The organism is Pseudovibrio sp. W74 (assembly GCF_001623085.1).
In the GTDB taxonomy this organism is placed as follows: Bacteria; Pseudomonadota; Alphaproteobacteria; order Rhizobiales; family Stappiaceae; genus Pseudovibrio.
Genome location: NZ_LMCJ01000008.1, coordinates 161,167 through 175,133, shown reverse-complemented (window position 1 = coordinate 175,133; position 13,967 = coordinate 161,167). Strand labels below are relative to the sequence as shown.

Genomic DNA, 13,967 nt, shown 5'->3' with positions numbered 1-13,967 from the left:
CTGTGACGTGCCTAAATCGACGAGAGAGGCTCGTGCTAGCTCGATGCGTTTATGTCGTGTCTAATGAGATGAAAGTGACGTTCTGTGCGCCTGCATGTTCTGGGCGTTGCTTGAACGATTTTGACCTCACCACCGAGGAAAAGAGCGGAACATAACCCACTCTTTTCACTCGCAAAGTTCAGTCCTTCTGCGACACTGAAAGTTGGCTGCCCTGAAATTCTGGCATGGTTGCGTGCCCGGCAGCGCTAATGCCTTCTCTACGCAGAACGATGATCATGGTCATAAAGATGATTTTCATATCGAGCCAAAAACTCTTGTTCTCGACGTACCAGACATCCAGCTCGAATCTGGAATCCCAATCGATGCTGTTGCGTCCGTTGATCTGTGCCCAGCCAGTAATGCCTGGTTTCACAAAATGACGCATCATTTGACGCTTCGAATAGTGCTTCAAAAAGCCAGCATGTTGAGGACGAGGCCCAACAACAGACATTTCGCCCTTCAAAACATTCAGGAAACCTGGAAGCTCATCAATGCTTGTTGCACGCAAGATACGACCGAATAAAGTTAGTCGCTGATCGTCCGGAAGAAGTTTGCCAGATGCATCACGTTCCTCGGTCATGCTCCGGAACTTGTAAATTTGGAAGACTTCGCCATTTAGTCCGGCACGATCTTGCTTGAAAATGATTGGGCTGCCCAGTCTGGTGCGTACCAAGATAGCTACTAAGATCATGATGGGTGATACAATCAGCAAGATAGCAAAACTAAAGACTACATCGAATATTCTAATCATGGTGCACTTCTAACTACTGTCGCTCACGGAAAGAAATACTTCATCCCGTCATGGTCTCAATTTGAGCAAGCCCCCAACACCCTCAGAAGAGCTACCTCACGAACTGTTTGCGATACAGCATGTCAGTCTTGCTTTGCTTATATCCCCTGCAAAGCTCAACCACCTGCTGAATGACGCAACAGAAAACCAGATCTACGCATCGCATTAGTTAGAGTTTTCGTAGAATTCTTACCAATGCTATTCTGATTTCAATTGGGGTAGGTATTTGATTCCAAGTAATAAAGTCAATATGATAAATATAGATTGTCACATAACTTAATTTATAAATATACATATAATAGTTTAGCTATTTTAATCTGCGATTATTCGAGAATTTTAACTAATATATACTTTAACGGCATTGAAGTATGTTTCATAAAATTCCCATAAAATGCCGCCCAGTTGTATCCTACGTATTTTTTGGCGGAAAACATACGTTTTTGCGCTTCAATAATATGGGAATTAGATTGCCCATGCACGACTACTGGTTTTGAAAAATTCAATCTATCCTCTCAGTTTTTCAGAATATTCGTGAGATATGTTAAGAGAAAAACGCTGTGTTATAGTAGATAATTTAGTATAATTAGAATGAAATGGTAATGGTAATTTATTAAGTTAGATTTCAATTTGCGTAATCCTCACAATACTTCACAAAATCATTTTATTGAATTGACTTAATCGCTTCTTGTAAAATATTTACGTCCTAGGTTGCTTTGGGTGTCAAGTGTTCACTGGGAATGTTCAGTAAAAATTTAAACTTACAGCAATCGTGCTCAGGCTCTGCAGTGCAGGCCAGCATGGATCAGAAATCAACTTGTATTTGGGTTGCTCAATCACTCTGAGGGGGCAGCAGTAAGTGCAGGTGGGTTTGTTGTTATACCTAGTTTACTTGATTGAACAAGACAAATGAGAATACTTCTTGTTGCCAACAGCAGCTTTAAACTAATCAACTTCCGGCGTACTTTGATTGAGCAGTTACTGCGAGAAGGGCATGAGCTGATTGCAGCGGCCCCTCGCGATGACTACACGCCAGATTTCAAGAAAATGGGTGTGACATACATAGAGCTCCCTATGGATGCCACTGGAACCTCGGTTGTCGCTGAACTAAAGCTGCTCCTGCGGATTTTCGGCATTACACGACGGTATCGACCCGATGCTGCACTGGGCTTTACAATTAAGCCCAACATTTACGGAGCTCTGTCTGCGCGCCTGCTCGGTGTTCCGTTTATCCCGAATATTACAGGAATGGGCAGTGTCTTTGATCGTGATGATCTGTTCGCCCGTCTGATCAAAGGGCTCTATCGATCTGCATTTCGCAGATGCCCACGGGTTTTCCTTCAAAACCCTGAGGATCTTGCCTTCTTTATCAAAACAGGCCTGATTTCAAAAGATCAAGCCTGCCTTTTGCCTGGGTCAGGCGTTGATCTTACAAATTTCCATTCAACGGCTCTTCCGGGCACCAGTCATCGCCGAACTTTTACACTCGTCGCGCGGATGTTGCGCGAGAAGGGGGTTATGGAGTTTGTCGAGGCAGCTCGTTCTCTGTCTCCCAACTTTCCGGATGCCCGCTTCGTCTTATTGGGTCCGTCAGGCTCCGGAAAGGCCGGTGCATTAAGTGAAGACGATATGAAAAGACTGACAGCCGATGGGGTCGTTGAATACCTGGGCTCAGTAAAAGATGTTCGTCCGGTTGTCGCTGACGCGGATTGTGTTGTGCTTCCTTCCTACTACCGGGAAGGCACACCAAGATCGCTGCTTGAAGCCGCTGCTATGGGCCGTCCCATCATCACAACGACCATTCCCGGATGCAAGGACGTGGTTGACGAAGGCCAGAATGGCTTCCTCTGTGAGCCAAGAAGCACGCAATCAATTGAAACTGCAATGCGGCAGTTTCTTATGATGAGTGAGACCGAAATAAATGAGATGGGTCAAGCCTCACGCAAAAAGGCTGAACAGACCTTTGATGAGAGAATAGTAGTTGACCACTACACCTCTATTTTGCAGGCAACGGCCTAGGTCAAAACCTCAGTACTGTAAGCGTTTCAGAAGGCCTTTAAAGTCCATACCAGATCAACTTTGGTACGTAAAATCATCGGTTTACTCTTTCTTGTCCGGCATTGGTTCGCAACCACGCCAGCCGCAGGATGAAAGAGAGTTGAGACAGAAGAAAAGGGAATTGGTGTGAAGCAAAAACTGCTCAATGGCTTAACAGGTCTCATTATCCTTGGCCTTCTGCAGGGCTGCGCTTCGGGCGAGTTCGCAGAACACAACACGCAAAGCCAGATGGCATCTGGCCGTGTCTTTTCACAGCCTGAGGTGTATCGGCTTGGTCCAAGTGACAAACTGCGTGTCATGGTGTTTGGAGAGCCTGATCTTTCAGGTGAGTTTGTTGTCGATGATCAGGGAAAACTCGATCTACCTCTCATCGGTGATATTCCAGCTGGCAACAGCAGCGTAAAAGAGCTGGAATCCCGCATCATCACTGCACTCAAAGACGGCTATTTGAAAGAACCGCGCGTGAGCCTGGAAGTTATAAGCTCACGCCCGTTCTTCATTCAGGGAGAAGTCGCACGGCCAGGAGAGTACTCCTATAAGAACGGACTGACCCTTCAGGACGCCATTGCTGTTGCTGGTGGATATTCTTATCGCGCGAATACATCAAACATCTTCATTCGGCCTGTTGGCAGCAATTATGAAGTGCCGGTGAACCTGACAGGTGCACGTCTATATCTGCGCCCTGGTGATAGCATCCGTATTCCAGAGAGATATTTCTAAGCCCGTGCAAACCAAAATGAAAACCATGCGACTGGCTCCTAAGCCAAGACGGTTCAGGTGTTCTGAAAAGGAACCACTGCTATGATCGCTCGCCTGCTCAGACATCAGGCTGGCATCAAGGTGCTGGCCCTCAAAGGCACTGAGGCCTTGGCAGGTGCTGCCATGACAATTTATCTGGCACGAATACTTGGACCTTCAGCTTTTGGTGTCTTTGCGTTCGGGCTCGCAACAATAATGTTGCTGGCAATCCCGATTAAAAACGGTGCATCCACGTTGATCACCAAGCACGTGGCCATTGCCCGAGAACGCAGCGGAGCAGAGCAGGCAGGACCTCTCCTGGCAACAGGACTGCGCTTGTCGCTTCTTTATGCAGGCGTGCCAATGGTGTGCCTTTGGACAGCTGTTGCACTAAGTGAAAACATCAATGCCTTTGTTGTAAGTGTAGCACTCTTCTCTCTAGCTCTGCCGTTCCTGTGCCTCACAGGCTTGATGGAGGGGGTTCTGCGCGGCTGCTTCCGGCCTAATGCAGCAATCCTTGTCGGAACCGTACTTGTGCCACTGCTCGTCCTGGCAACTGCATTTTTATTGACAGAGCAAATGCAGGCACAAGGCTGGAGGTTTGCTGTTGCAGTCTACATCGCAGCCGCAATCGCGATCACAGTAGTGAGCCTGGTACTTTCCCGCCCATATCTTGGCAACCTGCTACCGGTCCCAAAAGAAGACCGTATGGGTGGCCGTGAATGGCTACACCTCGTCGCTCCCTTTGCAATTGTGACTGGACTTCTGATCTTCAATCGGCAGATCGACACGATACTTCTGGGTGTGCTTGCCGGAGAAAAAGAAGCTGGAATCTACCGCATCGCCGCTCAGGCATCAGTGCTTGTCACATTCGGCGTGCAAGCCATTGGTCATCTTTACGCGCCCTATCTTGCGACAGCAGACAGATCGGCAGCTCCCTCGAAAATCTCAGGATACCTTCGCAAAAGTGTTCTCTTCTCAATCGCCTTTGGCCTGTTTGCTCTCGTGGCACTCGCAGTCTGGGGAGACGAAATTATCACCTTGTTAGCAGGGCCAGAATATCTGGCAGCCTATCCGGTGATGCTCATCCTTTGCGCTGCTAATCTGGCTGTGGCCGCAAACGGAGCAACTATGCAAGCGCTTTATATGCAAGGACACCAGAAGCGCACAGCATGGATCTTCTTTGCATCGGGTGTTTTCTCCGTTGCTGCAAACGTGACGTTGATCCCGTACCTGGGCATCAACGGTGCAGCGATTGCATCCTCTGCAGCCATTCTTTCATGGTCACTGGGCCTTCGCTGGTTAGCTTGCGGAGTGTGGCGACTTTCTTATCTAACACTCTCACCTCGTGACCAGGAGTGACAGCTCATGAAGCTACAAAACTTCCTTCCAACCGGACATTTCTGGGATAACGCACTTTCTGTCTTAAACGCACGGAAACGCTTGGGATATTTCCCGAACCCGCGGAAACCACGCAGTTTTAACGAGCATATCCTTGCACAAAAATGGGATTTTCGGGGGGATCTTGCACTCGCAAGTCGGGTGACCGACAAGGCCGAAGTCAAAAAATGGCTCGCTGAGATTGGTATGGAGCATTTGATTGTACCAACGCTCGGCGTATTTAAAAATACTTGGGATATTGAAGCGTTTCATTTCGAAGGTGAGCTTATTGCCAAGTCCACCCATGGCAGTGGTGAAGCTTTAATCAGGACTGCCCAGAACGGTCGAGCCTTCTCTATGGAAGACTTGGAGATTTTCCGTAGTTGGTTCTCAGAGGATTATTACAAGCGCAGCCGTGAACCTAACTACAAAGGACTTAGCAAACGGATTATCGTAGAGCCTTTACTACGTGATGAAACAGGCAACCCACCTAAGGACTTCAAGTTCTTTTGTGCAGATGGGGAGCCTTTTGCTGTTCAGGTCGATCATGGCCGGTACACCCATCACACGCGCCAACTGTATGATACGAGTTGGCAGCTTCTCCCTTACTCAATGTGCTATGAGCGCAATCCGATCCCAATGCGCAAGCCAGCCTTACTTGATCATGCCCTTGAGGCAGCACGTCAGCTGTCAAAAGGCTTCGGATTTGTCCGCGTCGATTTCTATTTCATGCCAGCAGGTCTCAAACTCGGTGAGATGACGTTCTTCCCTGGAAATGGCGCTGAGCGTTTTTCTCCAGCAGAAGGAGATGCTCAGTTGGGAAGGCAAATCAGGAAAGTCAGCTTTACTGCTGACCAGACAGCCGGAATGCAAAAGCGAAAGGCATAAGACCTATGTGGCCATACGTCATCATAAGTGGGGTTGTGTATTCAGGTAGTATGTTGTCCGTTTTTGACAGACGCACATCTGTCGTAAGCTGGGCTTTGCTGGCGTCCTTTGCGATTGCCTTGAGCGTTTTTATAGGTTTTCGTTTTGAGGTTGGAAAAGACTGGATACAGTACAACTACATCTTCAAATTGATAACTGAACTACCTTTTATGCAAGCAATGGCCTTTACAGATGCCGGTTACGGTTTTTTGAATTGGCTCTCCCATCAGATGGGGTTGGGCATCACTGGTGTCTTTTTCTTTTGCGCAGTAGTTCTGGTTGTTGGACTAGTAATGTTCGCTGCTCTAACGCCTTATCCTTGGGTAGCAGTTGCAGTTGCGATGCCGCACATCGTGACGATCATGGCAATGGATCACGTGCGTCAAACCACTGCGCTCGGATTCATATTGATTGGACTTGCATTTCTGGCGCGAGATCGTGTGTGGACATTCGTAGTCTGCATTTTGATGGGAGCATTATTTCATCGAACCGCGATTATGTGCCTGATATTTTGGCTCGTACTCGCGCAAAAAAATCGAATCTTGCTATATCCAGCGATATTGGCCATCTGTGCGCTCCTAGTGGAGTTCTTGTTGGCAGATCGTATCGGTGTCTACGTTTTGCGTTATGTTGAAACGTCTGCCGGATCTCGAGGCGCGCTGATAAGGTTACTATTTAACGCTTTGCCTGCGGCTGGTTTCCTACTTATCAGAAAAAACGTGAAACTTCCCCAAAAGTTCGACAAGGTTATGAACTTGATGGCATGGATTGCCGTATTTTCACTTCTACTATTGCCGATGCTTCCCTCAGCTGTAATCGTTGATAGGATCGGAAAATACTTCCTCCCAGTCCAAATTCTGTTCTACCCAATAATCATCTCTCAAATACGCGGATACGCTTTGCGTTTCACTGCAGCAGCTCTTATTTGCGCCTATCTGTTTCTGACGCAGTTCTATTGGCTCTACACAAGTGAACTGGCAGATTTTTGGGTGCCTTATAAAATGGCTCAATTCTGAGTGTGCCTAACTACATAAATACGGTTGGTACTTATCTTTTGTCGTCAAGCGACTGACAGATAAATGGAAACTGACCGTATCACAATGGCATCCCGAAGTTTAAAACAGCCTTGTGAAGAGCGACACAGATCTATCCGAGATGGTTGGTCTGACAAAAAATAGGCCTTCAATAAGCACGCCATAACAGCACCGAATACCGATATAATTCATTTGTATTTGCCATGAGCTTACGCGCTTGCGATTTTGGCGAGAGAAGAGGGCAAAGGGCCTGTAAGAACTTGGACCCGCGTTCGCGTTCACATCGCAAACTGTTACAGATGCCTTCCAACCTGGTTGGCTAATCCTTCAAGTTTTTGATTGCGTTGGAAAAAGCGGCCTGCCGATTGATCTGAGCGGGCCGGGATGCTTAGTCTGGTTTTGTGCGCGCATCTGACTACAAGTGTGGAGACTTATATTTTGGACACGATCCAGTTCAAATTGACTGCTGAACAAATTGGTCATCTGACAGATGTTCGGCAAACACTGCATAAAGCGCCGGAAGCTTCTGGTGAAGAAGAGCAAACTGGTCGCTTTATTGTCGGGCAACTCGAGCGGATTGGGGCTGATCATATTGTTTCCGGGCTTGGCGGTTTTGGGGTGATTGCTGAGTATCGTGGCGCTGCAGATGGGCCAACTGTGATGATCCGGTGTGAGCTGGATGGGTTGCCGATTGAGGAGATCTCTGAGGTTCCTTATCGCTCACAAATCCCGGACCGTGGCCACCTGTGTGGGCATGACGGGCACATGACGATGGTTCTTGGCGTAGCACATTTGCTGTCCGCACGACGCCCGAAGCAAGGGCGTGTCGTGTTGATGTTCCAGCCAGCTGAAGAGACTGGAGCAGGGGCGGCGGCTGTGATTGAAGATCCGAACTTCGCAGAGTTCCGACCCGATTTCGCCTTCTCACTGCATAACTTACCGGGACGCCCCATGGGAGAAGTCAGCATCTGCCGGGAGTATGCCAATTGCGCATCTCGCGGAATGCAGATCAACCTGCGCGGAAAGAGTTCTCATGCAGCTGCACCGGAAGATGGTTTTTCTCCGGCCTCGGCAATCTCTGTGTTGATGGAGCAGCTCGCGAAGCTGGGTGTCGGCGGGGAAATGAATGATCAATTCACACTCAGCACACTAACACATGCCCGTTTAGGGGAGCCAACGTTTGGGATTGCACCCGGGTTTGGAGAGCTGCGTGTCACATTGCGGTCCATCAGTGATGCATTGATGGAAGATATGATTGACCGGGCACAAGAAGCTGTAACGCAGGCAACTCCTGATCTGGATGTTGCCATCACATGGCATGATATTTTCCTTGCTTGTGTCAATCACCCAGAAAGCCGTGACCAGATTATTCAGGCAGCGAAGCGGATCGGCACCCCATTGAAGGAACTGGATTATCCGATGCGGTGGTCAGAAGATTTTGGCCGATTTGGATTGGATGGCGCAAAGTCTGCCATGTTCTTTTTGGGCTCTGGAGAAGCGCAGCCTCAGCTCCACAATCCTGACTATGACTTCCCGGATGAGCTGATCCCGATCGGAGCAGACCTGTTCGTTACGATCATTGATCAGCTTTTGGGTCTTGCTGATTAAAGCTCACCGACGAGCTTGTAGTCCCATCTCTCCCAGAGATGGGGCATTCGTTTTACCCCCAGTGGTCAGGCCTAATTCAGATAACTTCTGTCTTCCAAAGGCACTTTTTTGATTTCATCCCGCAAGATTTCAATAAACGCTGCCTCCGCTGCATTGTGCCGGGTCTTTGAGTTCGTAATGAGTGCAATGTCGTAGACCGGCAGGTCTGCAAAGTCGGTAATGCGCCATAAGCGCTTCGCCTCGACATAAGGCCGGGCCACATGGACCGGAAATGGGCCGACGCCGACGCCAATCTCGATCAATCGGCGCAACTCTTCCAAATGATAGGACCGGCCAACAGGGGAATGCTCAATGCCCAGCTTGTTGCGTGCCATGGCAAACTCACTCATTTCTCCGCCGGGTTCATCAGTGGGGAAAGTCACATAGGGCTCGTGGGCAAGCTCTTCCTTGCGAATATCATCACGCCCAAACAGCGGGCTGAGGCGACCACAATAAAGCGCAAATCTCTCACGGTAGATAACCTCATAGGTCAGGCCAGGTTGACGAGCCGTGGTGAGGCCTATTCCGCAAGACGCCGTTTTGCGCTTCACCTGCGTCACCACATCACCACTTGTTGCAACCTTGATTGAGAGCGTCGCCTTTGGGTGCGTCCTGTGAAAACGAACAAAAGCTGCATCAATCACAGGCGACTCGGCATGGGTTGCTGTTGCGATGGAAACGTGTCCGGTCACGTCCTCGCGCACGTCTTTCAGGACTGCTGCAATGCGCGACACACCGCTATAAATCTCAAGACATTCCTCATAGAGAAGCTGCCCGGCTTTGGTCAGTGAGAACTCACCTGCATTACGGTCTATCAGCATGCAATCAAACTGATTTTCCAACCGTTTCAAGGCATTGGTAATGGCTGGCTGTGTCAGCAAAAGTCGCTTTGCTGCTTTGGTAACCCCTTTCTCTTCAACAATGATGAGAAAGGTATAAAGCAAGTTCCAATCGAGGTTTCGACAGAAGCGTTCAAGAGAGGTTCGATTCATATGATATTACTCAAATTTATATCTACATTAAATATATGAACTTGCTTAATGCGTCTACTCTTGGTCCTATGAATTTATGCGTAGGTTGTTAGTTGCAGCAAAAAGGGGTAGCGCACACAACCAGCACTCGGCATACGCAAAAAACGATTTTCCGGAGGAGAGACACTTGACCAATTTCACAAAATTAGCAGTTGCAACTGCGCTGACAATCGGCCTGACAAGCGGCGTTTCTGCTGCAACCACCTTGAAGCTTGCCGGTGTTGTGCCAGTTGAGCACTACGGCAACACACTGCTGGAGCAAATCAAGACTGATATTGAAGCTGCCAATGTTGATTTGAAAGTAACTGTGTTCCCGGCAGGCCAGCTCGGTGCGGGCGAAGAACTGTTTGAAGCTGCTGCACGTGGAAACGTAGATCTGGTGCATTCCGTGGTGTATGCGCACAGTGATCCGGTTCTGGAAATCAACTCTCTGCCATACCTTGTGAGCAGCTGGGATGAAGCCGAAAAAGTCTATCTGAACAAGGGCTCTGCCTTCAATAAAATCTTTGCTGAGCGTCTTGACGGCTTGGGTCTCAAGCTTCTGGCGAACGCACCAGAAGGGTTCATCGGTGTTGTAGCAAATGATGTGCCTGACAATGCAGGCAACACAGGCGACAAAGGCATGAACATTCGTGTCTGGAGCTCTCAGGTCATCAAAGCGACCGTTGAATCAATCGGGTTTAAAGCCACCACAATGAACTGGGGCGAAGTCTTTCCTGCCATTCAGGCGGGTACGGTTGATGGAGCGATCTGCTGTACTGCACAGTTGGCTTACAGCGCATTTGCAACCTCTGATGTTGGCAAGGCCTTCATCCCATACAACGCTGTAGTCGAAAACACCACCTACTACGCCTCCAGCCGCACGTGGGACAAACTCTCCCAAGAGCAGCAGTCAGCTGTCCAGTCAGCTTTTGACAAAGCCGCACGTGATTATGCCGCCTGGGGCCGAAACAACGAGGCACAATACGTCACAAAGCTTCAGGAAAGCGGTTATCAGGTTGTGACAATATCTGATGAGGACCGTGCTGCTATCGCTGAGAAAGTGCGTGCGGACGTATGGCCACAAATCTCTGAAATCGTTGGCAAAGACACCATCGATGCTCTGATGGCAGATAAATAAGCACAAAGATACTTATGCGCACGGGTGGTCTGTTGCTGCCCGTTCCTTTTCCTGAAGTTAAGCCAGAACTATGAGCATTCATGTCTGAACTCTCACAACACCTCTCACCAGGCTGGTCTCGATTTGTCGACCGCCTGGTAACGATCAAATCCTGGTTGCTTGCCATCGGCTGCATCATCATGGCTGGCACGTTCTTCCTCGTGGTGATCTTTCGCTATGGATTTGGCTCAGACCTGTTTGCCTATGAAGAGTGGCTGCTGATTATCTGTTTCTGGATGTATTTCGCAGGCGCTGCAATGGGAACCTACGATGGCTCTCATGTGAATGCAGACTTGCTGACCTATGTGATCAAGGATCCACGCAAAGCACATGTACGGGCCGTCGTTATTGGTTCGATTGAGTTCATCATTGCGATGGCACTGGTTTACTGGTCCACACTCATGATCATTGATGAGATCGACAGCTATCCCCGGTGGCGTGCAACAATTGCCCTTCGAATTCCGTTCTTTGTCCCACGCCTTGCCATGCTGGTCGGCTTTGCAACCATGGCCTTCTACAGCCTGCTGCATCTGATCGTGCTCGTCAAAACCGGCCCAGCCAAATCTGCTGCACAACCAAGTATGCAACAGCAAGATGATGTGTCGCTTCCACCGGTCATGCCAGAGACAACAAAAACAAAAGAGCCAGCACTATGATTATTCTGGGAAGCCTTATTCTTATCTGTCTCATGCTGGTGATTGGCGTCAGCGTCCCGATGTCCTTTGGCGCTGTCCTGCTATTTATCGCGCTCTTTGGCGGGCACGACGTCAGCGGCTTTATGCCAACAGGGCACTGGAAGGTAAGCTCACTGGTCCTGCTTGCGATCCCATTGTTCATCCTGGCTGGCGCAATTATGGAGCGAGGCCGGATAGCAGCACCTTTGGTGTCCCTTGCTGAGCTTATGGTGGGCAACGTCCGTGGTGGGTTAAGTGCAGCTGCGGTTGTTGCAAGTGGCATCTTCGGAGCGATCTCCGGCTCAGCAGCTGCAACGCTGACCTGCATCGGCTCCATCATGATGCCGCATCTGCGCAAAGCCAACTATCCAGAAGGCATGGCAGCGGCGCTGATCGTGAGCGCTAGTCCCTTGGGTCTGCTCATTCCGCCAAGCTCCTCACAAATTCTCTATGCCTGGACCACACAGCAATCCGTGCTCAAGTGCTTTCTGGCAACCGTTATTCCAGGGGTCATTCTCATCGGTTTCCTCTGCATCGTGAACTTCGTGATGCTACGGAATGTAAAGGACCTGAAGACCGAACGTGTGGGAGGCAAGTTCGCGTTTGAGCTGCGCACCAGAAGCTTCAAAGCTATGCCTGCGCTCTTGATGCCTGTGATCATTCTGGGTGGCATCTATGGTGGTGTTATGACGCCAACAGAAGCAGCTGGTGTCGCTGTGATCTACGCAATTCCGATCGGCTTCTTTATCTATCGCGGTCTTGATAGGGAGAACTTTTTTCCAACACTGCGCTATGCCGGCACAACCATCGGTGTTGTCATGATGATGGTGCTTATGGTGCTCATTGTCAGCCAGTTTCTGGTGTTTGAGAATATTCCGGCAATGGCAAAGGATCTGATTTACTCAGTTTCTGATAACCCGATCATTATCTTGCTGATGGTCAATCTGGTCATGATCCTCATTGGCATGCTGATGGATGATATCTCCGGCTTGCTGTTGTCCGCGCCGCTCTTGCTGCCAATCGTGCAAAGTGTTGGCATGGAACCGGTTCACTTTGCAGCGGTGCTTGGCGTCAATCTGGGCATGGCAAACATCACGCCTCCAACAGCACCATTGCTTTATCTTGGGGCTCGTGTGACGGACGCCCCGGTCAACAAGATGATGAAGCCGACGCTGATAATGATTGCATTCGCATGGCTGCCAACGCTGGTAATCACGACCTTTATTCCGCAGGTTGCGCTTTGGTTGCCAGAACTGGTGTTCGGCTGATCAGAGTTTAGCCTCAGCTCACTCTAATGAGCTGAGGCAGCTCTCTACTGTTACTTTCACATCGGCATATATGAAGATGGCAACACCAATGTATTCATCTTGGTGCGAGATTTCGTGCACCCAAATTGAAGCGAATTTAAAGATTGCGCTCGGGCTTTTGCCCGACAAAACCAAGTTTTGTGCCGTTGTCAAAGCGGATGCCTATGGACACGGTATCGCGAACGTCATGCCAATCATCCAGCGCAACAACGTTCGTTACGTCGGCATCACGTCAAACGCAGAAGCGCAGGCTGTTTGCGACACCGGTTATAAAGGTAACTTGCTCCGGTTGCGGGCAACAACGCGCGATGAGGCTGAAGCTGCTTTGCCTTTTCAGGTTCAGGAGCAAGTGGGCAGTCTTGAGGGAGCATTGGAACTTGCCAGTGTCCGCAGGAATGACAGTACACCTGCAAACTACCATCTCTCGTTAAATGCAGGGGGAATGTCTCGGGATGGCTTGGAGCTTTCCTCCCTAAAAGGCAAAGAGGTATGCCAGCGTATCGTAGATTTGCTGGGACCGCACATCATAGGCGTGAGCACTCATTTTCCCTCAAACCTACCTGAGGAACTTGAGGCGAGCATCGCGCGCTATCATAAGGATGTGGATTGGGTCGTCACCAATACGTCTTTGCTGCGTGAGAACCTGCTGGTCCATGCCGGCAGTACGCTGACACTCGTCTCCTCATGCAACCCTTACGCAGACATGATGCGCTGTGGTGCGGTGATGTACGGCATTGTAAAGCCAGAGCTTGGCTTTAAGACCACCATGACATTAAAGGCGAGAATAATAAGCCTTGGAGAATTCCCCGCTGGCAGCACGATTGGTTATGACCGTGCGACGGTGCTAAATGAAGACAAGCGGCTTGCGACTGTATCACTGGGATACGCCAATGGATATCTGCGACGCTTTGCAGGACTAAGCAGTGTGCTTGTTCAGGGCAGAAAACAGCCCGTTTTGGGGAAAATTTCCATGAACACCATTGTCGTGGATGTGTCAGATCTCACCAGCGTTGCATTGGGAGAGGAAGTAGTTGTGTTTGGTAGCCAGCAATCTGCTGAAATCACAACTCAAATGGCAGAGGCATCCTCAGGCACCATCATGGCTGATCTTTATACAGATTGGGGTCAACGCAATCCGCGCGTCGTAAAACACACTCAGGATTTATCGAAGAAAGAAACGTTGCTC

General features: G+C 49.4%; 12 protein-coding genes. 10 read left to right on the top strand and 2 right to left on the bottom strand.

Annotated features, from left to right (window positions below; translation table 11 throughout):
- Positions 1 to 178: 178 nt before the first annotated feature.
- The gene (locus PsW74_RS07200) at positions 179 to 790 is read right to left on the bottom strand and encodes a sugar transferase (protein WP_063288597.1); all 612 of its coding nucleotides are present in this window, start codon (positions 788 to 790) and stop codon (positions 179 to 181) included.
- A gap of 945 nt (positions 791 to 1,735) precedes the next feature.
- Here PsW74_RS07200 and PsW74_RS07195 point away from each other — a divergent pair.
- The 6 genes from PsW74_RS07195 to PsW74_RS07170 all read left to right on the top strand — a co-directional run bounded on the left by PsW74_RS07195 (position 1,736) and on the right by PsW74_RS07170 (position 8,571).
- Positions 1,736 to 2,845, top strand: coding sequence for a glycosyltransferase family 4 protein (locus PsW74_RS07195; protein ID WP_082830502.1), 1,110 nt, complete (start codon positions 1,736 to 1,738; stop codon positions 2,843 to 2,845).
- A 165-nt stretch (positions 2,846 to 3,010) separates the two neighbouring features.
- A complete protein-coding gene (locus PsW74_RS07190) occupies positions 3,011 to 3,604 on the top strand; it encodes a polysaccharide biosynthesis/export family protein (RefSeq protein WP_208987881.1) in 594 nt (197 codons plus the stop codon).
- Positions 3,605 to 3,685: 81 nt separating this feature from the next.
- A complete protein-coding gene (locus PsW74_RS07185; protein WP_063288599.1) occupies positions 3,686 to 4,984 on the top strand; it encodes an oligosaccharide flippase family protein in 1,299 nt (432 codons plus the stop codon).
- 6 nt (positions 4,985 to 4,990) lie between these two features.
- Positions 4,991 to 5,890 (top strand): ATP-grasp fold amidoligase family protein, encoded by a 900-nt coding sequence (locus PsW74_RS07180; RefSeq protein WP_063288600.1) that lies wholly within the window; start codon positions 4,991 to 4,993, stop codon positions 5,888 to 5,890.
- 50 nt (positions 5,891 to 5,940) lie between these two features.
- Complete coding sequence (locus PsW74_RS07175; protein ID WP_208987880.1) at positions 5,941 to 6,945, top strand: EpsG family protein; 1,005 nt, start codon at positions 5,941 to 5,943, stop codon at positions 6,943 to 6,945.
- 456 nt (positions 6,946 to 7,401) lie between these two features.
- Positions 7,402 to 8,571 carry an amidohydrolase gene (locus PsW74_RS07170; protein WP_244271754.1) on the top strand — a complete coding sequence of 390 codons (1,170 nt, stop codon included), beginning with the start codon at positions 7,402 to 7,404 and terminating at the stop codon, positions 8,569 to 8,571.
- A gap of 71 nt (positions 8,572 to 8,642) precedes the next feature.
- On the opposite strand, the gene PsW74_RS07165 is transcribed toward PsW74_RS07170, so the two are convergent.
- Positions 8,643 to 9,602, bottom strand: coding sequence for a LysR family transcriptional regulator (locus PsW74_RS07165; RefSeq protein ID WP_057465186.1), 960 nt, complete (start codon positions 9,600 to 9,602; stop codon positions 8,643 to 8,645).
- Positions 9,603 to 9,768: 166 nt separating this feature from the next.
- Between PsW74_RS07165 and dctP the strand changes: the two genes are divergently transcribed.
- The 4 genes from dctP to alr form a co-directional block, all read left to right on the top strand.
- The gene (gene dctP / locus PsW74_RS07160) at positions 9,769 to 10,761 is read left to right on the top strand and encodes a TRAP transporter substrate-binding protein DctP (protein WP_063288602.1); all 993 of its coding nucleotides are present in this window, start codon (positions 9,769 to 9,771) and stop codon (positions 10,759 to 10,761) included.
- 80 nt (positions 10,762 to 10,841) lie between these two features.
- Positions 10,842 to 11,456 (top strand): TRAP transporter small permease subunit, encoded by a 615-nt coding sequence (locus PsW74_RS07155; RefSeq protein WP_063288603.1) that lies wholly within the window; start codon positions 10,842 to 10,844, stop codon positions 11,454 to 11,456.
- Positions 11,453 to 12,742, top strand: a complete 1,290-nt coding sequence (locus tag PsW74_RS07150; protein ID WP_057465183.1) for a TRAP transporter large permease — start codon at positions 11,453 to 11,455, stop codon at positions 12,740 to 12,742. The genes PsW74_RS07155 and PsW74_RS07150 overlap by 4 nt, the downstream gene beginning before the upstream one ends.
- 88 nt (positions 12,743 to 12,830) lie before the next feature.
- A partial coding sequence (alr, locus tag PsW74_RS07145) for an alanine racemase (protein WP_208987879.1) occupies positions 12,831 to 13,967 on the top strand: 1,137 nt, incomplete at its 3' end.

Bases quoted from the DNA above. Each gene is read 5' to 3' on its own strand.
- PsW74_RS07150 (WP_057465183.1), top strand. From the start codon at position 11,453: ATGATTATTCTGGGAAGCCTTATTCTTATCTGTCTCATGCTGGTGATT.
- PsW74_RS07200 (WP_063288597.1), bottom strand. From the start codon at position 790: ATGATTAGAATATTCGATGTAGTCTTTAGTTTTGCTATCTTGCTGATT.
- PsW74_RS07195 (WP_082830502.1), top strand. From the start codon at position 1,736: ATGAGAATACTTCTTGTTGCCAACAGCAGCTTTAAACTAATCAACTTC.
- PsW74_RS07165 (WP_057465186.1), bottom strand. From the start codon at position 9,602: ATGAATCGAACCTCTCTTGAACGCTTCTGTCGAAACCTCGATTGGAAC.
- PsW74_RS07180 (WP_063288600.1), top strand. From the start codon at position 4,991: ATGAAGCTACAAAACTTCCTTCCAACCGGACATTTCTGGGATAACGCA.
- PsW74_RS07185 (WP_063288599.1), top strand. From the start codon at position 3,686: ATGATCGCTCGCCTGCTCAGACATCAGGCTGGCATCAAGGTGCTGGCC.
- PsW74_RS07175 (WP_208987880.1), top strand. From the start codon at position 5,941: ATGTTGTCCGTTTTTGACAGACGCACATCTGTCGTAAGCTGGGCTTTG.
- PsW74_RS07155 (WP_063288603.1), top strand. From the start codon at position 10,842: ATGTCTGAACTCTCACAACACCTCTCACCAGGCTGGTCTCGATTTGTC.